The following is a 22,902-nucleotide window of genomic DNA, read 5'->3' as shown; positions in this document are numbered from 1 at the left end:
GTGGCGGACGGCTCAGCCGGCCTTCTGGGCGGCCGCGTCGAGCTGGGGCAGGTAGGTCTTCAGCAGCGTGGGGATGGACAGCGGCGACGGGGTGCTGAGCGTGCCGGCCTCGGGCTCGTCGGTCACCACGACCGAGGCGCCGCGTTTGATCGCCGGCATCTGGCTGAGCAGCTTGTCGGTGGTCGCCACGTCCGCGGTGTCCGAGTAGATCATCGCGATGTCCGACGCGAGCTTCGGCGCCCGCTCGGCGGACACGTCGTAGTAGAAGGCGCCCTTGGCCGTGTTCAGCTGCTCGACGATCGGGGCCACGGTGAGGCCGAGCTGGGAGATGACGCGCACGCGGTTGTCGACGGACGTGTAGACGGACAGCTTCGACGTGTCGGTCGACATGGCGGAGGCGAAGATGAAGCTCTTGCCCTTGATCGCCGGGTGCTCGTCCACGGCGGTGCGGATGGCCGCCAGCGTGTCCTCCTCGGCCTTCTTCGCCGCCGCCGGGCGCCCGAGGGCCCGGCCGACCAGGTCGAGGGAGGTCTGCCACGGCGTGGTCCACGCCTTCTCCGGGAACGCGACGACGGGGGCGATCTTCGACAGCTTGTCGTAGTCGGCCTGCGTCAGGCCCGAGTTGGTCGCGAGGATGAGGTCGGGGCTGACCTTGGCGATCGCGTCGAAGGGAACGCCGTCGTTCTCGTCCCAGCGGGCGGGCTGGGTGCCGCCGAGCTCCGCCAGCTTCGCGTCGAACCAGTCGGTCGAGCCCTTGTCGTTGCCGCCGTAGGTGATCTTCGTGGAGCCGACCGGCACGACGCCGAGGCTCAGCGCCATGTCCTGGTCGCTCCATCCGACGGTCGCGACGCGGGTGGGCTCCTTCTCGATCGTCGTCTTCCCGAACGCGTGCTCGATGGTGACCGGGAATGCCCCGTCCTCGGCGCCCCCGGTCGAGGAGGAGGCGGTGGCGGAGCCGCCGGCGGTGGAGGCGGGGCCGGTGGAGCAGGCGCTGAGCAGCAGCAGACCGGCGACCAGCACGGCCAGCAGTCGGAGCACGCGAGTCATGGGAGTCCTCGGGGCAGGGCGGCCCGAGGGCCGCGATGAACGGGTAAGGTCACCCTAACCCCATGCTTCGCCCATTAGGAAACGGTTTACTTATGTAATGCGGACCGAGCCGCGCGGCGTCACTCGTTCCACAGGCCGTAGGACTCCCCGAGATTGCGGATCTTCTGGGCGCGGGCCAGGCGCGGCAGGTAGCTGCCGTCGCCGCCGACGGCGCCGTGCTCGTGCGCCTCCAACAGCTCGTGCGCCCAGACGATCTCGCTCGCGCTCGGGCTGAGGCCGGCGTTGATCGTCTCGGTCTGCTCGATCTTCAGGGTGAGCTTGCCGGTCATGCCCATCGAGGCCGAGACCCCGCAGGCCGCCATCAGGTCGTCGCCCGCAGTGCCGACGCTGGGGCCGTCGATCGGGCCCGGCAGCTGCCCGACACGAGAGGCGATGACCAGCCGGCCGCGCGCGTAGGCCAGCGCCATCGGGTCGTCGCTGGCGCCGGTGTCGCGCCGGAAGTCGCCGATGCCGAACGCGAGCCGGAACGTGCCGGGCGCCTTCGCGATGTCGGTGGCGTTCTCGACGCCGAGCGCCGACTCGACCAGGGCGAGCACCGGGGTGCCCGGCCGCAGGCGCATGGCGGTCAGGGTGACGTGCTCGGGCTTCTCGGTCTTGGCCAGCATGACGCCGCGCAGCCCGGGCGCGTTGGCCAGGGCCTCGAGATCGTCCTGCCAGAACTCGGTGTTGATGTCGTTGATCCGCACCCAGCCGGTCATGCCGTCGTTCAGCGCGGCGACGACCCGTTCCCGCGCGGCCGCCTTGCCGTCGGCGGGCACGGCGTCCTCGATGTCGAACACCACGGAGTCGGCCTCGGAGGCCAGCGCCGCCGGGAAGTCCGCCGCGTCGCCGGCGGACGCCAGCAGCCAGGAGCGGGACAGGGTGGCGGGCAGGGCAGCGGCACGCTGATTGCGCAGAGGGGGCATGGTTCCAGCCTAGGTCAGCGCACGGAACGGATGGGCGCCACGAATACGCCGCCGAGCAGGCCGGCCAGTGCCGCGCAGCAGAACAGGGCGACGAAACCGCCGCCGGAGGTGACCAGCGGCCAGGCGATCACCGGGGCGAGCACCTGGGGCAGCGAGGCGGCGATGTTGATCACCCCCATGTCCTTGCCGCGGTTCGCGGCGGCGGGAAGCACCTCGGTCAGCAGCGCGAAGTCGACGGCCAGGTAGGCGCCGAACCCGATGCCGAGCACGATGGCGGCCACCAGGGCGCCCGGGAACGTCGGGGAGAACGCGGCGATCAGGGAAGCGGCGGCGATGACGAGCGAGGCCCCGATGACGAACGGCTTGCGTCGGCCCATCCGGTCCGACGCCGGCCCGGCGATCACGGCGGTGACGAGCACGGCGGCCGCATAGCAGCCGGTGAGGACGAGCACCCCGAAGGTCGGGTCGGGATGGTGCACGGCGTCCTGCAGGAAATAGAGCAGGTAGAGCGTGAACATCGAGTTGCCGAGGAAGACGAGGAACCGGGTGATCCACGCCCAACCGAAGTCCGGGTACCGGCGGGGCGAGATCCAGAAGCCGGTCAACGCCTCACGGGCCCCCAGGGATGGCCGCTCGTCCCGGCGCAGCGGCACGTCCCGGGACGCGCGCAGGTACGGCACGGCGAGGGCCACGAGGACGGCGGCGCACAGCAGATAGCCGGGCAGCAGCTCGCGGGCGACGTTGGCGATGATCATGCCGAGCAGGATCCCCGTGGTGGTGCCCAGCGCGATCCAGCCCCCGACGCGTCCGCGCTGGCGGCGGGGCACCCGATCCGGCACCGCGGCGGTCAGGGCGGCGGTCATGGCGTTGCACCCGGCCTGCACGAGGGACCAGCCGACCACCATCACCCCGATCCCCGGACTGATCGCCAGGACGAGCAGGCCCGCGACCGCGACGGCGGCGCCGATCACGACCCACGGCACGCGCCGCCCGAAGCGGGACACGGTGCGGTCCGAGAGCGCACCGAACACCGGGTTGGCCACGAGCGAGACGGCGGCACCGACGCCGGTGACGAGGGCGAGCACCGCCTCCTTCTCGGCGGCGTCGAACCGCTCGGCCTGGAGGGCGAGGTAGATCTTGATGCACGCGAACAGGACGGCGTTGACCCCGAGGGTCGCGAGGGTGACCGAGACCACCCAGCGCGGCCGGACGCCCTCGACGGGTTCGGCCAGGGCCGCCGGCCCGGTGCCGTCGACGACGGCGTGGCCGCCGGACGCGCCGCCGACGGATGGCGTGCTGCTGGACACGGTGCTCCCCTCCCCGCCCCGGCGTGCGGGACATCGCCCAGCCTAGTGGCGGGCGGGTGCGACGGTCAGGCCGGCGGCGCGGCCGATCCGGCTCAGCCCCGGGGCAGGGCGTCGGCCGTCGGGCGCACCGCCTCGGCCAGCAACTGGACCGACCGCAGCCGGACGGCCGGGTCGTGGGTGTAGGTGACCGTCATCAGCTCGTCCACCCCGGTGGTGGCCACGAACCGGTCGAGCTGCTCGCGGACGGTCGCGGGACTGCCGACGGCGCTCGCGGTGAGCCGGGAGCGGACCATGGCCAGCTCGTACGGGTCCCAGCTGTCCACGGCGGCCGGGTCCGGCGGCAGCAGGGCGCGCCGGTCGTTGCGGACGATGCCGCGGGCCATCTGCAGGTGAGTGGTGAACTGGCGCTCCGCCTCGTCGTCCGTGTCGGCGACGACGACGTTGACGCCGGCCATCGCGTACGGCCGGTCGATCTGCGCGGTCGGGGCGTGCGGGTCGAAGTACTGCCGATAGACCGCGAGCGCGTCCATCAGGCTCTGCGGGGCGAAGTGCGAGGCGGCCGCGTACGGCAGGCCGAGCTGGCCGGCCACCATGGCGCCGGCCGTGGAGGAGCCGAGCACCCACAGCGGGACGTGCCGGTTCAGTGCGGGGCCGGCCTTGACCGGCAGCTGACGCTGATCGCCGAACCACGCCTGCAGCTGGGCGATCTCGGCGGCGAACGCCGGCTCCGAGGAGTCGCCGCGCCGCAGCAGGGCCGCAGTGCGGGGGTCGGTACCGGGCGCCCGACCCAGGCCCAGGTCGATCCGGTCGCCGTACATCGCGGCGAGGGTGCCGAACTGCTCGGCGACGGTCAGCGGCGGGTGGTTGGGCAGCATCACGCCGCCCGAGCCCACGCGGATCCGCTCCGTCAGCTGCGCGGCTCGCCCGATCAGCAGTGCCGTCGCGGAGCTGAGGAAGACGCCCGTGTTGTGGTGCTCGGCGTACCAGAGCCGCCGGTAACCGGTGGCGTCGGCCACCACCGCCAGATCGGCACTGGCCCGCAGGGCCGCCGTCGCGTCCTGCCCCTCACTGCGTGGCACCAGGTCGAGGATGGAGAGCGCGACCACGGTTCACCCCTTCCCTGTTCGTCCCGTCGGGGCGCGCCGCCCGGGGGCCGGGCGCGCCGTCTCATCCGGGTACAACCGCGCACGCAGCGAGGTATTCCGCTCCGCCGGGGCGTGCGGAATCCCGCGGTGGGCGGGGTGAGGCGTCAGGAGACGAGCAGGTCCGGTTCGCCCGCGGTCACCACGGAGGGCACCACTGCGGCCGGCACCACGTTCGTCTTCTCGGCCCGGTCGATCGCCGGGCCGAGGGAGACCACGATCTGCGCGCGCGTCATGTCCTTGATGGTGCCGAAGCGGCCCTTGGTGACGAGGATGAAGTGATCCTCCTTCACCCCGACGATGTCGGTGCGGCGGCCACGCGTGACGAAGAGCGGGCTGAGGCCGGAGATGATGTTGCCGAGCAGCTGCCGGGCGTTCGCGAGCGAATCGGCGGGCAGCACGAGGCGTTCCAGGGCATCCGGTGCATTGAGACCACGGTCGAGCACGACGGAGTACGAGGCATTCACAGTGTTCCCCCCACGGAAACTTGGGATGCGGTACTGACGAGTACAGGGTAGCGGGCTGATGGTTGAGACGACAAGCGTTCCAGGTCAACTCGTGGTCCGATGCCCGGGACGGTCAACGCTTTCCATCACGACGGCATCGAGTTCTGTATCGTGGAAGTGAAGGCGGCCGGGCGGTGGCGGCGCATCGGGAGGAGTCGGCATGGTGGAGGCCGGAACGGCGCGAGGCGGCGGCGTGCAGTCCGTGGAACGGGTGTTCGCCCTGCTGGAGGCCGTCTCCGGCGCCGGCGGGGAGATCTCGCTGAGCGACCTGGCCGGGGTCTCGGGCCTGCCGATGCCGACCATCCACCGCCTGCTGCGCACCATGGTGGCCCTGGGGTACGTGCGGCAGTTGCCCTCCCGGCGGTACGCGCTCGGCGCCCGGCTGATCCAACTCGGCGAGATGGCCGGCCGGCAGCTCGGCTCCGCGGCCCGCGCCGAGCTCGCGACCCTGGTGGACGACCTGGGCGAGACCGCGAACATGGCGGTGCTCGACGGCGACATGATCGTGTACGTGGCACAGAAGCCGTCCCCGCACCCGATGCGGATGTTCACCGAGGTGGGCCGGCGCGCTCACACCCACGACACGGGGGTCGGCAAGGCGATCCTCGCCCAGCTGAGCGACGCGGAGGTGCTGCGGATCGTCGGCAGTGCGGGCCTGCCCGCGCACACCGAGCACAGCCACACCAGCACCGAGTCCCTGCTCGAGGACCTGACCGAGATCCGCCGGCGGGGCTATGCCGTGGACGACAACGAGCAGGAGCTGGGGGTGCGCTGCTTCGCCGTCGCCGTCCCCGACGCCCCCACCCCGATGGCCGTGTCCGTCTCCGGCCCCACCACGCGCGTGGGCGAGGACTTCGGCGACCGCGCCGTGCCGGCCCTGCAGGCCGCGGCCCGCCGCATCTCCGCGGAGCTGAGCCCCCACTGAGGACCGGATCGCCGTCCGGCGGCGAACGACGCGGTGTTACGCCGGGGCGGTCCGCCCTGGCCGTGGCGGCGGACAATCGAGGGATGATCACCGTGGACCTCACCGCCGTCGCCTCGCACTTCCAGCACCAGGCGGCGGCGTGCGGGAGACTCGGTTCGCCCCTCTACGCCGCCCTGCTGCCGCGCCTCGCCGAGGACCTGCTCGCCGACGGGCCGACGGCCGCCGTGATCGCCGGTCACGAGCACCGGCCCGAGTCCGACGCGCTGTCGCTGCGCCTGCTCGGCGGCGCCCATCGGCTGGCGCTGTCCGGCCATGCCCCCGCGCTGGCGGCACACCTGCCCAGCTGTGGTGGCGACGGCGACGTCGTCGGCGCCTGGGCCGCCCTGCGCCGCCTGCTGGTGGACGAGCGGGAAACCCTGCGCCGGGGCCTGGACTGGGCGCCCCAGACCAACGAGGTGGGCCGGTCCTCGTCCCTGCTCGGCGGGCTGCTGACCGTGCTCGGGCAGGGTCCCCTGGCGGACCGCACGCCCGTCCGGCTCTTCGAGCTCGGGACCTCCGGCGGCCTGAACCTGCGGGCCGACCACTACCGGTACACGGACGCCCACGGGGCGAGCTGGGGACCCGAGCACTCCCCCGTCCACCTGGCCGGCGCCTGGACGGCGGTGCCCGCGGGCGCCCCGGACCGCGTGGATCTGGTCGAACGAGTCGGCGGCGACGTCAACCCGATCGACGCCGCCACCGACGAGGGCGCGCTGCGGCTGATGTCGTTCGTATGGCCCGATCAGACGGCCCGAATGGAGCGCCTGCGCGGCGCCATCGAGGTCGCCCACCGCGTGCCGGCCCGCCTCGAGCGGATCAGCGCGCTGCCGTTCATCCAGGCCATCGAGCCGACGCCGGGCACCCTGACGGTGTTCTGGCACTCCGTCATGTGGCAGTACATCGGGCCGGCGGAGGCGGCCGCGAGCGCGCAGGCGATCGAGCGGATCGGCGCCCGCGCGACGGCGGCGGCCCCGTTCCTGCACCTGTCGATGGAACCGGGCGACCGCTGGCGCCGGGGCTTCCCGGTCACCGCCCGGCTGTGGCGGGGCGCCGACGACGACGGCGTCGTGCACGCGCTCGGCGTCGCCCCGGCCCACGGCATCCCGACGCGCTGGTCCGCCACCGCCTGAGCGCGATCCCGCCCTGCACGCACGTGGCACGGCCTTGTCCTTTCGCTCAACAGAATGTAATGTCCGTATCGTGGAACTGTCCACGGACGTGCTGCCCGAGACGGAGGACCCCATGAGCATCGAGATCACCGACCGGACCCCCGTCGACCGCGCCGACGAGATCCTCACCGACGAGGCCCTCGCCTTCGTCGCGTCGCTGCACACCCGCTTCGCCGCCCGCCGTGACGAGCTGCTCGGCAAGCGCGTCGAGCAGCAGCAGGCCGTGGCCGCCGCCGGTGGCCTCGACTTCGACCCGACCACCCGCGACGTGCGGGAGGGCGACTGGACGGTCGCCCCCGTGCCGCCGGCCCTGGCCGACCGCCGCGTCGAGATGACCGGCCCCGCGAGCCCCGCCAAGATGGCGATCAATGCGCTGAACTCCGGGGCGAAGGTGTGGCTCGCCGACATGGAGGACGCGAGCTCCCCCACCTGGCACAACGTCGTCGACTCCGTGCTCAACCTGCGCGACGCCGCCCGCGGCACCCTGGCGTTCACCTCCCCCGAGGGGAAGACCTACGCCCTGCGCACGGACGCGCCGCTGGCCACCGTCGTGATGCGTCCCCGCGGTTGGCACCTCGACGAGGAGCACGTCACGATCGACGGTCGCCCCGCCGTCGGCGCCCTGGTCGACTTCGGCCTGCACGTCTTCCACGTGGCGCAGCAGTTGATCGCCAACGGCGAGGGCCCCTACTACTACCTGCCCAAGATGGAGAGCTACCTCGAGGCGCGGCTGTGGGCCGAGGTCTTCGCCGCCGCGGAGGAGGAGCTCGGCATCGAGCACGGCACCATCCGCGCCACCATGCTGATCGAGACCATCCCCGCCGCGTTCCAGATGGAGGAGTTCCTCTACGAGCTGCGCGACTACGCCGCCGGCCTGAACGCCGGGCGCTGGGACTACCTGTTCAGCATCATCAAGTACTTCCGCGACGCCGGGGACCGGTTCGTCCTGGCCGACCGGTCGAAGATCACCATGACGGCGCCCCTGATGCGCGCCTACACCGAGCTGCTGGTGAAGACCTGCCACCGCCGCGGCGCCCACGCGATGGGTGGCATGGCCGCGTTCATCCCGTCCCGCAAGGACGAGGAGGTCAACCGGGCCGCGTTCGAGAAGGTCCGCAGCGACAAGACCCGCGAGGCCAACGACGGGTTCGACGGGTCCTGGGTGGCCCACCCGGACCTGGTTCCGGTGTGCCAGGAGGTGTTCGACGGCGTCCTCGGCGCGAAGCCGAACCAGGTGGACCGGCTGCGTGAGGAGGTGCAGGTGACGCCCGAGCAGCTGCTCGACGTGCCGTCCGCCGGCGCCGAGCGCACCGAGGCCGAGCTGAACGCGAACCTGTACGTGGCCATCGCCTACACGGCCGGGTGGCTCTCGGGCAACGGCGCCGTCGCCATCCACCACCTGATGGAGGACGCGGCCACCGCCGAGATCTCCCGGTCGCAGGTGTGGCAGCAGATCGCCAACGGCGTCGTCTACACCGACACCGGCAACACGGCGACCCGCGAGCTGGTGACGGCGGCCCTGGACGCACAGAAGGAGAAGCTGCGCGGCGAGGTGGGCGAGGAGCAGTTCACCCGGTTCTACGAGCCGGCCGCGGCCATCGTCGCGGACCTCGTGCTCTCCGAGGAGTACGCCGACTTCCTCACGGTGCCCGCCTACCGGCGGGTGGTGGCGGCCGGCCGCTGAGGCGCCCCGGCGGGCGTGCCGCCGCGGCCTTGTCGGCGGGACAGCGCGGGTCGAGAATGCTCGCATGGCCCACCCGCGGATGTTCGACGAGGACGACGGGTACCTCGTGCACGTCCGCCGGCTGGCCCTGGCCCTGCCGGGGGCGAGCGAGCTGATCTCGCACGGGCGACCGGTGTTCCGCACCGTCAAACTGTTCGCGCTGTACGGGGGGTCGACGACGGCGGACCGGGATACCGGCGTCATCACCCGCTTCCAGCAGTCCGTCCTCGTTCACCCGGACCCGTCCGAACAGGCGTACCTGCTGGCCCAGCCGCAGACGTACGCGCCGGCCTACCTGTCCGCGTCGGGGTGGGTCGGCGTCGATCTGACCCACCGGGACGGGCCCGACGGCGTCGACTGGATCGAGATCGCCGAGCTGATCGACGCGTCGTGGCGCGTGACCGCGCCGCCGATCCTCACCCGCGGCCGCCGCTGAACCCTGGGACTCAGGGATCGAGGCCCAGGTCCCGGCGCAGCTGGGCGACGTGGCCGTCGGCGGTGACGTTCGTGTCGGCCAGCACGACGGCGCCGTCCTCGCTGATCACGAAGGTCGACCGCAGCGGGCCGGTGCTCGTCGTGCCGTCGGATCGCCTCCGTTCACCCCACGCCCCGTACCGCTGCGCGACGGTGCCGTCCTCGTCGGAGAGCAGGGCGAAGGTCAGGCCGTACTCGCGGGTGAAGTCCGCCAGCGTCTCGACCGGATCCTTCGACACCCCGAGCACCGTGTACCCCGCGCCGGTGAGCGAGGCGAGGTTGTCCCGGAAGTCGCAGGCCTCCGCGGTGCAGCCGGGGGTGAAGGCGGCCGGGTAGAAGTAGAGGATCACCCGTCCCCCGGCCAGGTCGCCGAGGGACACCGTCCCGCCGGTCGCATCGGGCAGGGAGAAGCTGGGGGCGGGGTCACCGGGCGCGAGCTGCACGGTCATGGGGCTCCTTCGGTCACGGACGCACGGATCCACCGCGCGGGTTGCCGGGGTGCGGCATCGTCGTCGCGTCGTCGCGGACGATCCCCCATCGTCGCAGGGCCGTCGGCAACCCGGCCACCTTGTCTCGCCTGGCGGCACTGCTATCGCGATCCTCCCGTCGGGCGTCGGTCTCGCCGAGGCTTGTTCAGGTCGCCGGATCGCGCTCGTCCTGGCCGTGTCAGGTTCAGGGCAGCCGGGAGACGGCGGTCTTCGAGGGGTGAATCTCATTAAGCACCACAGCGGACCGGGGGATCGTGCAGGTGGAGCCGCGTCACGAAGGAATCAGGGGTGGCCAGGTTCGGGGTGGACCGGCCGGGGAAGTGGGTGGACAAGCCGTCCCCGGCTCCCGACAGGAAGAAGCCGGACCCGGCCGACGAGAAGGACCCGTGAGCGCGTCGAGTTGGCCGTGGCGATCGTCCCGGCGGCTGGATGTCGTGGTCTCGTCGGCGCCGCCGGCACATGAGGACAAGGCGGCGTCCATCTCGCGCTCAGTCCCGAACACTGACCCGGCTGTTCGGGCTCCAGTGCAGCGGCCGCAACCAGCCGCACCCCGCCCCGAACAGAAAGCCCGCTGTTCGGGCTCTGGTGCAGCGGCCGCGACCAGCCGCACCCCGCCCCGAACAGAAAGCCCCGTTGTTCGGGCTCCAGTGCTCAGACCCAAACGATGACCCGGCTGTTCGGGCTCCAGTGCAGCGGCCGCGACCAGCCGCACCCCGCCCCGAACAGAAAGCCCGACGTTCGGGCTCCAGTGCTCAGCCCCAAACACTGACCCGCCTGTTCGGGCTCCAGTGCAGCGGCCGCGACGAGCCGCACCCCGTCCCAAACACTGACCCGGCTGTTCGGGCTCCAGTGCAGCGGCCGGGCCGCCGCCACCAACGTCCTGGCCGGATACGACGAGACAGGCACTCCGCAGCTGTCTCCACGGGCTGCCTCGGGACCGGTCCACGGGATCGGCGGTGGCCGGGTGCCGCGCCCGCGTGCCGGGCATAGGCTCGATGCCGTGAGAGACGAGCACGCACCCCCGGCCGGGCAGGAGCCCCCGCGCTGGGGGCAGCGCATCGACGCGCCCCTGCCCCACGTCCGGCGCGAGCTGGTGGGCCGGGAGCTGGTCGCGTACCGGCGGATGGCGCGCGGCCTCTCGTTCTCCGCGCTCGTGCTTGGGCTGCTCCTCGGGACCGGCGGGCTGACCGCGACCGGCCCCGCCCGGATCGTCCTGCTCGTGCTCGCGGGCCTGCTCGTGGCCGCGGGCGTGTCGGGGTACGTCCTGGTCAACACCGGCCGGCTGCCGCGACACGCCGGGGTCAGCGAGCCGTCGCGCGTGCGGACGGTCCTGGGGACGACGGCGGGCAGGGTCGCCGTCGTCCTCGCCGTCGTCGGCCTGCTCCTGCTGGTCGCGAGCACCGTCGTCGTCCCCCTGGTGGAGGACACGCCGGCCGAGAACGCCGGCACCTCCCTCGTGCTGGCCTGCCTGATGTCCGCGCTCGCCCTGTTCATCGCCGCGGCGATCGCGGTGACGGTGGCGGTGCTCTCCGAGGGCCGGGACGACGAGCCCGGCCCGGACCAGCACGGCGGCGCGACGCCCGGTGCAACCCGCCGGGGTGGCGGCCCGGTCGGCTACCGGTCCGACTGGATCACCCGCCCGCACCGCTGAGGCGGTGCCGCGTCCCGCGACTCAGTCCGCGCGCTGACCGGCCCGCCGGTGCGCATACCAGGCGGCCATCAGCGGCAGCCCGGCGAGCAGCGCGACCACCCCGATCACCAGGCCACCGCCGACGCCGAACACGCTGGTGAAGCCGGACGCCGGATCCGCCAGCCCCACCGCCGTGGCGATCAGGGCGACGATCATCGCGACGGCGCCGGCCAGCGGCAGCACGATCCGGGCGAGCACCTGGCGCACCCCGACCGCGTCCCGCCGGAACAGCCAGGCGCACGCCAGTCCCGTCAGGGCGTAGTAGACGGCGATGAACAGGCTGATCGCGGCGATCGAATCGGCCAGCAGGTCCGTGCTCACCGCCGTCATCACCACGAACCAGGCGATCGCGGCGCCACCGACGACCGTGGTGGAGAACGTGGGCGTGAGGAAACGGGGGTGCACGCGAGCGAACGCGTCCGGCAGCGCACCCTGCACCGCCATCGACAACGTCCCGCGCGCCGTCGGCAGGATGGTCGTCTGGGTGGAGGCGACCACGGAGACGAGCACCGCGACCAGCATGACCGGCGCCCAGGGCCCCATCACCTGCACGCTGACGTCGTGGAGCACGTCGGCGACGTCGCCGTCGGAACCGGCGCCGGTGAGGGCGGTGACCAGCACGGCCAGCAGCACGTAGGTGATCAGCAGGATCACCGAGGACAGCACGGCGGCCCGGCCCGGGATGGTCCTCGGGTCGCGGGTCTCCTCGTTCAGCGCCAGGCACGTGTCCCAGCCCCAGTAGATGAACAGGCTGAGCAGGACACCGTACCCGAGGCCGCGGGGGTCGGCGGCGAGCGGGTTGAACCAGTCCGCACGGGGCGTGACCGCCCCCGGCACCGCGCCGGTGGCCAGGGCCCCGACCGCGACGACGGCGAAGATCGCCAGGCCCGCGTACTGCAGGATCGTCATCGCCCACTGCAGTCGCTGACCGACATCGATGCCACGGCGGTTCACCCAGGTCATCACGGCGATGAAGACGACCCCTGTACCGGTGACCAGCCAGGTGTTCTCCGCGGCGTCGGGAGCGATCAGCAGCCACAGGTACTGCCCCGCCACCAGCGCGAGGTTGGCGAGCACGATGATGCCGGCCAGCGCCATCGCCCAGCCGCCCATCCAGCCGGTGCGACGCCCGAACGCGCGGGAGACCCAGGTGAACGTGGTGCCGCAGTCGGGGTCGACGGCGTTCAGCTCCCGGTAGGCGACCGCGATGAACAGCATCGGGACGAACGCCAGCACCATCACCACCGGGGTCCGGGGCCCGCACGCGGCGATCACCAGCCCCAGCGTGGCGGCCAGCGAGTACACCGGCGACGTCGAGGCGATGCCGAGGGCGGTGGACCCGGCCAGACCCAGCTTCCCCCGGGCCAGACCCTTGGGCCCGGTGACGGCGCCGCTGCCCGTGGTGGTGGGCGCGGCGCTCACCGGATCGCCTGCCCGGCCGTGGGGGTCGGCGCCGGAGCGGGGGCGTCGATGACGTTGGGCAGGAACCGGGCGAAGTAGTCGGTCACGAGCCCGTCGGACTCCCGGACGCCGACGCCGACGGACTCGCCGTCGACCACCCAGGCCCCGAGCACCGCCCGGTTGCCGCCGAAGTCCGGCAGCGGGTGGAACGCCTGGTAGCACCAGCCCTCGGCGCCGTAGTGACCGGGCTGGACCAGATCGATGCCCTCCGCGTGGATGACGATGTTCTCCCCCTCCCGGCCGTGCAGCGGCTTGGCCACCCACTCGGTCAGCGGACCGGCCTGTCCCAGGTAGGCGGGCAGCAGGTTCTCGTGCCCGGGGTAGAGGTGCCAGAGGGCCGCCAGCAGGGCCTTGGTGGAGAGGAACATCTTCCAGGGCGGTTCGAACCACACGGCCGCGTGCGGGTGGTCCTGGACGTGCATGCCGAACGGGTCGGCCATGGCCAGCTCCCACGGGTAGAGCTTGAAGATCGCCTCGATCGGCCGCTCGTCCAGGTCGACGAACCGATGGGTGTCCCGGTCCCAGCCGATGTCGGCGAGGTTGATGCCCTGAGTCTCCCAGCCGGCCTGCTGGGCCGTGTCGAGCAGATACGCGGCGTTCATCCAGTCCTCGCCGGTGTCCTCCTCCCCCACGTGGGCGACGTGCAGACGGGACAGGCCGGTCTCGGCGCGGCGCCTGCCCCACGCCGCGACCAGGGACTCGTGGATGCCGTTCCACTGGTCGTTGGCCGGTACGACGTCCTGCAGCCAGTACCACTGGCAGATGGCCGCCTCCACCAGCCCGGTGGGCGTGTCCGCGTTGTACTCGAGCAGCTTCGCCGGGCCGGTGCCGTCGTACGCGAGGTCGAACCGGCCGTACAGGGCGGGATCCTGCGACTGGAGTGAGTAGCGGGCCAGCTCCATCGCGGCGGGACCGATGCCGAGGTCGCCCATCGCGCCGGTGGCCAGGAAGCGGGCGGCCTCCAGGCTCATCCGGTGCAGGTCCTCGGTGACGGCCTCGAGCGTCTCGACCTCGGGCATCGTGAACAGGTAGTAGGCGTCCTCGTGCCAGTACTCGAGGGCGGTGCCGTCGTCCATGACGGTGGTCGAGTAGATCAGGCCCTGGGCCTCGGTCTTCTCCCGCCAGTCCGGGCGCGGGGTGCTGCGGATGCGCTCCATGCGCGCTCCTTCGGGTGGCGGGGACGGGTTTTCTCGGGGTGCGGGGGCCGGGTCAGCCGCCGACGTGGACGCCCTTGCCGCCCCCGCCGAAGCCGCCTCGGCTGACACTGGACGAGCCCTTGGCCGGGACCCCGGACTTCGTGGACGCCCCGGCGGGCACCGTGGTGGTGCCACCGGAGAGCTTCTGCCCGACGCCCGGAAGGGAGCGGGTGTCGGTCGACCCGCGGGAACCCATCGGGAAGAAGTACCACCCGTAGTGCCCCCCGGAGCGGCCGGAGTCCGAGCACTTCTCGTCCTCGGCGCGCTGCTGCGTCGTCCGGTCCTGGCAGACCTGCGCGTAGTCGGCGTCGATGACGTCCCCATCCGGCGAGCACCCGGTCATCAGGGCGCTGGCCAGCACGGCGGTCACACCGAGGCCGACGGCGGAGCTGGCCCGGTGCCGGCGACCGCGTGCTCGCGGGGCCGGCTGCCCCGGTTGCGGGCGGGCGGCGTCCTGGCGCGCTGGTTCCGGGCGCGCGGTGGCGTCCTGGCTCATGTGGTGGTCCCCCTGCTGATGTCGTGCTGCTCGTAGCGTACGGGATGCCTCCGTCGTCCCGTCCACCCGGCACCGGTGCTCACCTGCGACGCTTCCCCTCCGCCCGGTCGGTGACGGGCAGCCGGCCGGTGAAGGCGAGCTCGGCCAGCTGGTGGCGCAGCCGCCGCCGGTTCACCGCGCCGAACGCGTCGGTCGGCAGGGCGTCCTCGGCGACGATGCGCCGCGGCACCTTCCACGGGGCGAGGCGCCGGGCGCACCAGGCGCGCAGGGCCTCCTCCCGGAAGCGGGCGTGCTCGTCCATCACGACGACGGCCACGACCTCCTCGCTGCCGGTGACGGTGAGCAGGCCGACGACGGCGGCCTCGCGCACCCCCTGGTGGTCGCGCAGCACCGCCTCCACCTCGGACGGCGTGACGGCGTACCCGCCGCTGACGATCACGTCCTTGACCCGGTCCACCACGGTGACGACGTCGTCGTCCGCCACGGTCACCACGTCACCGGTGCGCAGCCAGCCGTCGGGCAGCAGCACCTGCCGCGTGGCCGTGTGCTTCTTCCAGTACCCGGTGAACACCTGGGGCCCGCGCACGAGCAGCTCCCCCGCCACACCCGGCGTGTCCCGTCGGGGGTCGTCGGGGTCCACCACCCGGATCGCGGTCCCGGGCACCGGTCGCCCGGCCGTCCCGGGGGCGGCGTTCCCGTCCGGCGGCCCGGCGAGCACCAGCGGGGAGGCCTCGCTCAGGCCGTAGCCCTCGATCAGCGGGCCGCCGGCGATGCGCGCCCACCGCGCCCGGACCCGCTCGGGCAGCGCGGTGCCGCCGGAGAAGGCGAAGCGCAGGGCGTCGAACCGGACGTCGCGGGCCTCCGCGGCCGCGGCCAGCCGGTCCAGCAGGGGCGGGACGGCCACGAGGTACTCCGCGGGCAGCCGCTGCTGCGCGCGGACGACGTCCTCGAGGTCCACGGTCGGGAACAGCACCAGCCGGGCTCCGGCGCGCAACGCCAGCAGCAGCGAGAGCGTGAGCCCCCAGGCGTGGACGAACGGCAGGACGCCGTGCACCACGGCGCCCGCGGGCAGCTCCGGCAGCACCGCGCGGGCCTGGGCGACGTTGGCGGTGAGGTTGCGGTGCCGCAGGATCGCCCCCATCGGCGCCCCGGTCGCGCCCGCGGTGTACTGCAGGACCGCCGCGTCGTCCGCCCCGGGTGGGTCGATGCGCCGGAGGGCGGCCGCGGACCCGTGCTCGAGCAGCCGGGTGAACGCCATGCTGCCGCGGGGCGCCGGCCGGTCGCCGAGCGTCTCGCGGCGCCGGTGCGCGGCACTGCTGGGCAGCCGGAGGGCGAGCCGCTGCCGCAACGGCAGGTCCTCGGTGAGGCTGACCGTGATCAGGTGCGCGGGTCTGGCGTCCTCCGGCAGCCGGTCGACGCGGTCGGCGACGCGGGTCCACACGATCGCGACGTCGGCCGTGTGGTCCTCGAACAGATGGCGCAGTTCGCGACCCCGGGAATCGGGGTGGTGGGCGACGGCGATGGCGCCCAGGCGCCAGACCGCGAACGCGGCGACGAGGAAGGCGGGGCAGTTGGGCAGCACGAGCGCCACCCGGTCACCACGGCCCACGCCCAGCCGGGCCAGTCCCGCCGCGGCGCGGTCCACCCGGTCGGCGAGGGCCCGGTAGCTCAGCGTCTGCCCGGACACGTCCGTGGCCGGGGCGTCACCGTGGTCACGGACCGCCGCGGCGAGCAGGTCGGTCAGGGTCGCCGGATCGGCGGCGTCCTCGGACTGCGTCATGGGAGACTCCCTCCGGCCTCGGAGCTGACGGGTGCCCCTATCCTGCCAGCCGCGCCATCCTCGCCCGGGCCAACCGCTTCATGCCCTCCGCCGGGCGGATCGGGTCCGGCCAGCGGGGCTCGAGGTCGTCCCCGAGCGTGACGCCGCGCAGCTTCCGCCCGAACATGGGCAGCACCCAGTCGGTGACCCACTCCCGCTCGGCCCGCAGGGCCTGCCGCACACCGCGCCGCTCGGGGTCGTCGTCGGGCAGGTTCGGCACGTACCGCACGCCGAGGGTCTCGAGCACCCGGGCCGTCATGTACCGGTGACCGGCGGTCGACATGTGCATCCGGTCCGGATCCCACAACCGTGGGTCCCGGTAGGCGGTGAGGGACCAGAAGTCGATCAGGTCGGTGCCGTGCGCCGCGCTGATCCGGCGCACCTCGTCGTTGTAGACGTCGTGCCGGCGCCGGAACGGCTCGAGCAGCGGGCTGATCTTCAGGTCGTAGCCGGTGAACAGGACCACGCGCGCGCCGCTGGCCGCGAGCGCGGCGACGCACTCCTCGTACTGCGCCATCAGCGCGACGACGTCGGTGCGCAGGTCCAGGATGTCGTTCCCACCGGCGTAGAGCGTGACGAGGGTGGGCCGCAGGGCCAGCGCCGGCCCGAGCTGCTCCGCGACGATCTGGCGCAGCCGCTTGCTGCGGATCGCGAGGTTGGCGTACTCCCAGGCGGGATCCTGCCGGGCCAGCTGCCGGGCGACCCGGTCCGCCCAGCCCTTCACGCCGTTGGGCCGGGCGGCGTTCCAGTCGCCGACGCCCTCGGTGAAGGAGTCGCCGAGGGCCACGAATCGTCCCGCCATGAGGGCACGCTAGGGACGACGGGCGACGAGCGGCCGAACACCGGGTGAACGGCCGCCCGTCGACGGGGAGGAGACGGCCACGATCACGGTGCGGGCATACCGCCGTTGACGTTGAGCGTCTCGCCGAGCACGTAGCTCGACTCGGCGGAGGCCAGGAAGACGTAGGCCGGGGCGAGCTCGGCGGGCTGGCCGGCGCGGCCGAGCGGTGTGCTCTTGCCGAACTCGGGCAGCGCCTCCTTCGGCTGGCCGCCGGAGACCTGCAGCGGCGTCCAGATCGGCCCGGGCGCCACGGCGTTGACGCGGATGCCACGCTCGGCCAGCTGCTGGGCCAGGCCCTTGGTGAAGGCGTTGATCGCCGCCTTCGTCGCCGCATAGTCCAGCAGCGTCGGGGACGGCTCGTACGCCTGGATCGACGTGGTGTTGATGATCGCGCCGCCCGCGGGCAGATGCTTCAGGGCCGCCCGGGACAGCGCGTACATGGCCACGATGTTGATGTCGAAGGTCTGCTCGACCTGCTCGTCGGTCAGCTCCTCGAGCGTCTCGACGGCCACCTGCTTGCCGGCGTTGTTCACCAGGATGTCGAGGCCGCCGAGCTCGGTGGCGGCGCGGTCGACGAGGCCGTTGCGGTAGTCGCGGTCCAGCAGATCGCCCGGCAGCAGCACGGCAGTCCGGCCCGCGTCGCGCACCAGGCCCGCGATGCGTTCGGCGTCGCTCTGTTCGGCCGGGGTGTAGGCGAGGGCGACGTCGGCGCCCTCCCGGGCGAAGGCGATCGCCACGGCGGCACCGATGCCGGAGTCCGCACCCGTGATCAGGGCGCGGCGCCCGGCGAGACGGTCCGCCCCGGTGTAGGACTCCTCGCCGAGGTCGGCGGTCGGGGTCATCTCGCTGTCCAGGCCGGGCGGGTCCTGGTGCTGCTCCGGCGGGCTGATCGACTCGTGCTGGTCGACCGGGTTCTGCACGGTGGTCTGGTCGCTGTCGTTCGTCTCGGACATGGCACCTCCATCGGGTCGTCGCGCGGTGCGAAGGACCGGCGCCGCGCGGACGGGAAGCGGACAATTCATCAGCGTACTGACGACCGCCGTCGATCGCCACCCGGTCCCACGCCGGCGAATGTCAGTCCTCGTCGCGGCGGAAGAACCAGTGGTCCTCGTCGATGTTGGCGAGCATCTTGCGGCTGACCCGGTCGAGGTCGTGCACGTCCCGCTCGTCGAGGGCGTCGAACACGAGTTCCCGCACCCGCGCGACGTGCCGGGGCGCGAGCGCGGCCAGCAGCGCGAAGCCGTCGTCCGTCAGCCGGGCCACCGTCACGCGCCCGTCCTCGGCCGACGCGGACCGCTCCACCCAGTCCCGCTTCTCCAGCTTGGTCACCACGTGGGAGAGCCGGGACAGGGACGACGACGTGCAGGCGGCCAGATCGCTCATCGTGCGGGTCCGGTCACGCGCCTCGGACAAGTGCGCCAGCACGGAGTAGTCGAAGAAGGACAGTCGGCCGGCGCGCTGCAGCTGCTTGTCGAGTTCGGCGGGCACCAGCATCGAGGTGAACAGGAAGGCCAGCCAGGCGTCCCGCTCCTGTGCATCCAGCCACGTCGCCACCATGCCCCGATGATGTCACGACGTTCAACCCTCAAGCAGGTGCCGCAGGTCAGCCGCGGCGGGTCCGGTCCCCGGGCTCAGGCTCCGTGTCCGGGGGTGACCTCCTCGCCCGCGCGGACCGGGCCGGGCGCCGTGCCGGCGCCGAAGGGCGACCCGCCGAGCCGTTCCCGACCGTGCTCCGTGCGCCAGAAGCCGGTGTCCGGGCCGACCGGGACGATCTGCGTCGGGTTCAGGTCCTTGTGCACGATGTAGTAGTGCCGCTTGATCTGCACGAAGTCCACCGTGTCGCCGAACCCCGGCGTCTGGAACAGGTCCCGGGCGTAGGCGGAGAGCACCGGCAGCTCGGACAGCGTGGACCGGTTGCACTTGAAGTGGCCGTGGTAGACGGCGTCGAAGCGGACCAGGGTCGTGAACAGCCGCACGTCGGCCTCGGTGATGGTGTCGCCGACCAGGTAGCGCTGCGTCGTCAGCCGGTCCTCCAGCCAGTCCAGGGCGGTGAACAACCGGTCGTACGCCGCCTCGTAGGTGTCCTGGCTGCCGGCGAACCCGCACCGGTACACGCCGTTGTTGACCTCGGTGTAGACGCGGCGGTTGACCGTGTCGATCTCCTCGCGCAGGTCCTGCGGGTACAGCGCCGGGGCGCCCGGCCGGTGGTGATCCACCCACTCGGTGGAGAAGTCGAGGGTGATCTGGGCGAAGTCGTTCGTCACGACGCCGCCCGTGGGCACGTCGACGATCGCCGGGACGGTGATGCCGCGCGGGTAGTCCGGGAATCGCGCGAAGAACGCCTGCTGCAGCCGTTCGATGCCGAGCACCGGATCCCTGCCGTCGGGGTCGAGATCGAACGTCCACGACCGCGCGTCGTGGGTGGGGCCGGGCAGGCCCAGGGAGATGGCGTCCTCGAGCCCGAGCAGGCGGCGCACGATGATCGTGCGATTGGCCCAGGGGCACGCCCGCGCCGCGATCAGCCGGTACCGGCCCGCCTCCACCGGCCAGCCGTCCCGGCCGTCCCGGGTGATCCGGTCCTCGATGTACGCGGTGTCCCGCGTGTACTCCTCGCCCTCGTGCACGTAGGCACCGCGGGTGGTGAACTCGTCGGTCGGCGTTGCCTGCTGCTCGCTCTGCGTCATGGCGCCAGTCTAGGAGCGACCCGTCCCGGCGACCCGCAGGGTGGGGAATCAACGGGTGACCGATGGGAAACCCGCCGTTAGGCTGGCCGGATGAACACCCCTCTCCCGGACGTCGCGACCCGGCTCACCGACGCCCATCGCCACGAGACCCTCTTCTCGGCGCGGGCGCTGCACATCAAGCAGTCCGCGGTGCGCAACGTCTTCGACATCTCGATGCGGCCGGGCTTGATCTCGCTGGCCGGCGGGAACCCGTTCCTGCAGACGCTGCCGATGGACGAGCTCGGGGACATCGCCCGGGACCTGATCGCCGAGCACGGCGCCACCGCACTGCAGTACGGCAGCGGTCAGGGCACCGACGAGCTGCGCCGGGCGATCTGCACGGTGATGGCCGAGGAGGCGATCACGGACGCGGTGCCGGAGAACGTCGTCGTGACGACGGGTGCCCAGTCCGCCCTCGACGCGTGCACCCGGGTGTTCTGCGACCCGGGCGACGTCGTGCTCACCGAGGACCCGACCTACGTCGGTGCCCTGAACACGTTCGAGGCGTACGAGGTGGACGTGCGGCCCGTGGACTCCGACGAGCACGGGCTGCTGCCGGACGCCCTCGAGGCCGCCATCGCGGCCGTGACCGCGGAGGGCAAGCGGGTCAAGTTCCTCTACACGATCCCGTCGTTCGCCAACCCGTCCGGCGCGGTGCTGGCCGCGGACCGGCGGCAGCGCGTGGTCGACGTGTGCCGGGCCGCCAACGTCCTCGTCGTCGAGGACAACCCCTACGGGATGCTCGCGTTCGACGGCGAGCCGGCGCGGCCGCTGCGGGCGGACAACCCGGACGACGTCGTCTACCTCGGCACGTTCTCCAAGATCTTCGCCCCCGGCCTGCGGCTGGGCTGGCTGCTGGCTCCCGCGCACCTGAAACGTCGCCTGTACCTGGCGAACGAGTGCGTGGTGCTGTGCCCGCCGGCGTTCAACCAGATGCTCGCCGTCGAGTACCTGCATCGGTTCGACTGGGTCGGACAGGTCCGCTCGTATCGCGAGGTCTACCGGACGCGGGCGGAGGCGATGGTCGCGGCCCTGGAGTCCGCCATGCCGGACGGCGTGCAGTGGACGACGCCGACCGGCGGGTTCTTCGTGTGGCTGACGCTGCCGGGCCACCTGGACGCCGAGACGCTGCTCGCCCCGGCCATCGAGGCCGGCGTCGTCTTCGTGCCGGGCAGTGCCTTCACCGCCGCGGACGGGCCGAGCGCCAGCCTGCGGCTGTCCTTCAGCGCCGTGGAGGAGGACGCCATCGCCGAGGGCGTGCGGCGCCTGGCCGGGGTGATCCGCGCCGCGCTGTGACCGGGCCGGCCCCAGCGCGAGGACGCCGCCGTCAGGCGGTGGGCTGGACGACGATCGGCGTCGTCGTCGGCGCCGGTGATCCCCCGGCGGGCTCGACCGTCATCCCGATGTGCGTGGCACCGTCGAGCCGGCCCTCCAGCGACGTGTAGGCGACACCGCCGGAGGCCGAGAACGTGCCCGCCGCCCGCGCCTGCTGGCCGGTGAGGTACCAGAGCTCGTAGGTCTGGTTCGCGCTCAGCGCCGGGAGGTCGCGGCTGATCACCGCCGACCGGTTCAGCGACTTCGACGAGGCGATGCTCACCGATCCTCCGGTCCCGGCCTGTGCGGCGCGGATGACGGCGTCCGGCGCCGTGAACACCTCCAGGGCGGCGTTCTGGCGGGCCGCCTGATCGCTCAGCCGCTGCTCGGCGTCCACCCGTTGCTGGTTCAGGCTGCTCGCCCAGCCCCCGAGAGCCACGCCGGCGACGAGCAGGACGGCGGCGGCCGCGCCGAGCCACGCCGCGGTGCGACGCCACCGGCGGAGCTGCACCACGTCGGCGTCGCGGCCGTCGTGGACGGGCTCGGGACGGTCCGCCGCGGTGTCGGCTCCGGCACCGTCCCCCGGGGCACGGCCGGCCGGCCCGGGCACCGTCTCGTGCGGCCGCGTCACCGGCAGCGGCGTGACCCGCTGCGGTTCCGTCGGCGCCTCGGCGCGGGCGGGCGCCTGCTGCGGCAGGTCGGCGATCGCCGCCAGCACGCGGGCCTTGAGCGCGGGCGGTGGGGGGAGCGGGGGCAGGCCGAGGCCGAGCTCGGCCTCGACGTCGGAGAAGTCCGGTCCGTGGTCGTCGTGCTGCTCGCTCATGTCCTCACCCCCAATGTCGTGCGAAGTCTGCTCATGCCGTCCCGGATCCTCGTCTTGACCGTCCCCAGGGGGAGGTCCATGATCCGGGCGATCTCCTGCTGCGTGTACCCGCCGTAGTAGGCGAGCTTGATCGCGGCCGCCTGGCCGGCGTTCAGTTCCGCCATCGCCCGGTCGACGCGTTCGGCCTCCAGCCGGATGGCCACGGTGTCCTCGACGTCGTCGTAGGACTCCTGGTACTCCTTCGCGCCCTGCGTCAGATCCCGCTCCCGGCTGGCACGCACCGACCGGACCCGGTCGACGGCCCGGCGGTGTGCCAGCGTCAGACACCACGTGATCACCCGGCCGCGGCCGGCCTGGTAGGAGGCGGCCTGCTGCCAGATCTGCACGTAGGCGTCCTGGAGGACCTCCTCGCTGAGCGCCTGGTTGCGCAGCACCTTCTGGATCACCGCGAACAGGTGGCCGGAGGTCGCGTCGTACAGGTCGCTGAACGCGTCCCGATCGCCGCCGGCCACCCGTGCCATCACGGATTCCAGATACGCGTCGGACGCCCTCGCGGAGTCCGGCGGCGTCATCATGGTCCCAGCATGTCACCTCGCCCGGCTCCGACCGACGGAGCGCCGCGCGGGAGGGGCGCCCCACCGCACGAGACGTCGGGCGGCCCCCACGCCGCCCGACGCAACGCGCTCCCCCCGGAGCGCCCGGCTCGATGCCACGGGGCAGGCGCATGACCGACCCGACGGGTGATCACGACCCC

22 protein-coding genes are annotated in these 22,902 nt (G+C 72.8%); 6 read left to right on the top strand and 16 right to left on the bottom strand.

What is annotated here, in order from left to right; all coding sequences use genetic code 11:
* Nucleotides 1-12 precede the first annotated feature (12 nt).
* From IEX22_RS01815 to IEX22_RS01795, 5 genes are all read right to left on the bottom strand, one after another.
* Nucleotides 13-1,047, bottom strand: a complete 1,035-nt coding sequence (locus IEX22_RS01815) for an ABC transporter substrate-binding protein (protein ID WP_188665437.1) — start codon at nt 1,045-1,047, stop codon at nt 13-15.
* 119 nt (nt 1,048-1,166) lie between these two features.
* Nucleotides 1,167-2,012, bottom strand: a complete 846-nt coding sequence (locus IEX22_RS01810) for an HpcH/HpaI aldolase/citrate lyase family protein (protein ID WP_188665434.1) — start codon at nt 2,010-2,012, stop codon at nt 1,167-1,169.
* A gap of 14 nt (nt 2,013-2,026) precedes the next feature.
* Nucleotides 2,027-3,319 carry an MFS transporter gene (locus tag IEX22_RS01805; RefSeq protein WP_188665431.1) on the bottom strand — a complete coding sequence of 431 codons (1,293 nt, stop codon included), beginning with the start codon at nt 3,317-3,319 and terminating at the stop codon, nt 2,027-2,029.
* Nucleotides 3,320-3,411: 92 nt separating this feature from the next.
* Nucleotides 3,412-4,425 (bottom strand): LLM class flavin-dependent oxidoreductase, encoded by a 1,014-nt coding sequence (locus tag IEX22_RS01800; RefSeq protein WP_188665428.1) that lies wholly within the window; start codon nt 4,423-4,425, stop codon nt 3,412-3,414.
* A 143-nt stretch (nt 4,426-4,568) separates the two neighbouring features.
* Nucleotides 4,569-4,928, bottom strand: a complete 360-nt coding sequence (locus IEX22_RS01795; RefSeq protein ID WP_188665425.1) for a hypothetical protein — start codon at nt 4,926-4,928, stop codon at nt 4,569-4,571.
* Nucleotides 4,929-5,127: 199 nt separating this feature from the next.
* Between IEX22_RS01795 and IEX22_RS01790 the strand changes: the two genes are divergently transcribed.
* The 4 genes from IEX22_RS01790 to IEX22_RS01775 all read left to right on the top strand — a co-directional run bounded on the left by IEX22_RS01790 (nt 5,128) and on the right by IEX22_RS01775 (nt 9,259).
* Nucleotides 5,128-5,892 carry an IclR family transcriptional regulator gene (locus IEX22_RS01790; RefSeq protein WP_188665422.1) on the top strand — a complete coding sequence of 255 codons (765 nt, stop codon included), beginning with the start codon at nt 5,128-5,130 and terminating at the stop codon, nt 5,890-5,892.
* Between the two features lie 83 nt (nt 5,893-5,975).
* Nucleotides 5,976-7,061, top strand: coding sequence for a DUF2332 domain-containing protein (locus IEX22_RS01785; RefSeq protein WP_188665419.1), 1,086 nt, complete (start codon nt 5,976-5,978; stop codon nt 7,059-7,061).
* Nucleotides 7,062-7,173: 112 nt separating this feature from the next.
* Complete coding sequence (gene aceB, locus IEX22_RS01780; RefSeq protein ID WP_188666086.1) at nt 7,174-8,784, top strand: malate synthase A; 1,611 nt, start codon at nt 7,174-7,176, stop codon at nt 8,782-8,784.
* Nucleotides 8,785-8,848: 64 nt separating this feature from the next.
* Nucleotides 8,849-9,259, top strand: a complete 411-nt coding sequence (locus IEX22_RS01775) for an MmcQ/YjbR family DNA-binding protein (RefSeq protein ID WP_188665416.1) — start codon at nt 8,849-8,851, stop codon at nt 9,257-9,259.
* A 10-nt stretch (nt 9,260-9,269) separates the two neighbouring features.
* Here the strand turns inward: IEX22_RS01775 and IEX22_RS15705 are convergent, their stop codons facing one another.
* Nucleotides 9,270-9,746, bottom strand: a complete 477-nt coding sequence (locus IEX22_RS15705) for a peroxiredoxin (protein ID WP_229659687.1) — start codon at nt 9,744-9,746, stop codon at nt 9,270-9,272.
* Between the two features lie 1,039 nt (nt 9,747-10,785).
* Between IEX22_RS15705 and IEX22_RS01765 the strand changes: the two genes are divergently transcribed.
* A complete protein-coding gene (locus IEX22_RS01765; RefSeq protein ID WP_188665410.1) occupies nt 10,786-11,436 on the top strand; it encodes a hypothetical protein in 651 nt (216 codons plus the stop codon).
* Nucleotides 11,437-11,457: 21 nt separating this feature from the next.
* On the opposite strand, the gene IEX22_RS01760 is transcribed toward IEX22_RS01765, so the two are convergent.
* The 8 genes from IEX22_RS01760 to IEX22_RS01725 form a co-directional block, all read right to left on the bottom strand.
* Nucleotides 11,458-12,897 carry an APC family permease gene (locus IEX22_RS01760; protein WP_188665407.1) on the bottom strand — a complete coding sequence of 480 codons (1,440 nt, stop codon included), beginning with the start codon at nt 12,895-12,897 and terminating at the stop codon, nt 11,458-11,460.
* Entirely contained in the window at nt 12,894-14,093 is a 1,200-nt protein-coding gene (locus tag IEX22_RS01755) for a glutathionylspermidine synthase family protein (RefSeq protein WP_188665404.1), read from the bottom strand. Before IEX22_RS01755 ends, IEX22_RS01760 begins: the two co-directional genes overlap by 4 nt.
* Before the next feature lie 52 nt (nt 14,094-14,145).
* Nucleotides 14,146-14,628, bottom strand: coding sequence for a tRNA-dihydrouridine synthase (locus IEX22_RS01750; protein ID WP_188665401.1), 483 nt, complete (start codon nt 14,626-14,628; stop codon nt 14,146-14,148).
* A 79-nt stretch (nt 14,629-14,707) separates the two neighbouring features.
* Nucleotides 14,708-16,408, bottom strand: coding sequence for an AMP-binding protein (locus tag IEX22_RS01745; RefSeq protein WP_188665398.1), 1,701 nt, complete (start codon nt 16,406-16,408; stop codon nt 14,708-14,710).
* 37 nt (nt 16,409-16,445) lie between these two features.
* Entirely contained in the window at nt 16,446-17,249 is an 804-nt protein-coding gene (locus IEX22_RS01740; protein WP_188665394.1) for an SGNH/GDSL hydrolase family protein, read from the bottom strand.
* An 83-nt stretch (nt 17,250-17,332) separates the two neighbouring features.
* The gene (locus IEX22_RS01735) at nt 17,333-18,241 is read right to left on the bottom strand and encodes an SDR family oxidoreductase (protein ID WP_188665391.1); all 909 of its coding nucleotides are present in this window, start codon (nt 18,239-18,241) and stop codon (nt 17,333-17,335) included.
* Nucleotides 18,242-18,362: 121 nt separating this feature from the next.
* The gene (locus IEX22_RS01730) at nt 18,363-18,845 is read right to left on the bottom strand and encodes a MarR family winged helix-turn-helix transcriptional regulator (RefSeq protein ID WP_188665389.1); all 483 of its coding nucleotides are present in this window, start codon (nt 18,843-18,845) and stop codon (nt 18,363-18,365) included.
* A 74-nt stretch (nt 18,846-18,919) separates the two neighbouring features.
* On the bottom strand, nt 18,920-19,972 hold the full coding sequence (locus tag IEX22_RS01725; RefSeq protein ID WP_188665386.1) for a glutathione S-transferase family protein: 1,053 nt from the start codon (nt 19,970-19,972) through the stop codon (nt 18,920-18,922).
* Nucleotides 19,973-20,062: 90 nt separating this feature from the next.
* Between IEX22_RS01725 and IEX22_RS01720 the strand changes: the two genes are divergently transcribed.
* The gene (locus IEX22_RS01720) at nt 20,063-21,307 is read left to right on the top strand and encodes an aminotransferase-like domain-containing protein (RefSeq protein WP_188665384.1); all 1,245 of its coding nucleotides are present in this window, start codon (nt 20,063-20,065) and stop codon (nt 21,305-21,307) included.
* 31 nt (nt 21,308-21,338) lie between these two features.
* On the opposite strand, the gene IEX22_RS01715 is transcribed toward IEX22_RS01720, so the two are convergent.
* Complete coding sequence (locus tag IEX22_RS01715; protein WP_188665381.1) at nt 21,339-22,148, bottom strand: anti-sigma factor; 810 nt, start codon at nt 22,146-22,148, stop codon at nt 21,339-21,341.
* Nucleotides 22,145-22,723 carry a sigma-70 family RNA polymerase sigma factor gene (locus IEX22_RS01710; protein WP_188665378.1) on the bottom strand — a complete coding sequence of 193 codons (579 nt, stop codon included), beginning with the start codon at nt 22,721-22,723 and terminating at the stop codon, nt 22,145-22,147. The genes IEX22_RS01715 and IEX22_RS01710 overlap by 4 nt, the downstream gene beginning before the upstream one ends.
* Nucleotides 22,724-22,902 lie beyond the last annotated feature (179 nt).

Source organism: Tersicoccus solisilvae (genome assembly GCF_014643255.1).
Lineage (GTDB): Bacteria > Actinomycetota > Actinomycetes > Actinomycetales > Micrococcaceae > Tersicoccus > Tersicoccus solisilvae.
This window is presented reverse-complemented; position numbering and strand designations above follow the sequence as displayed.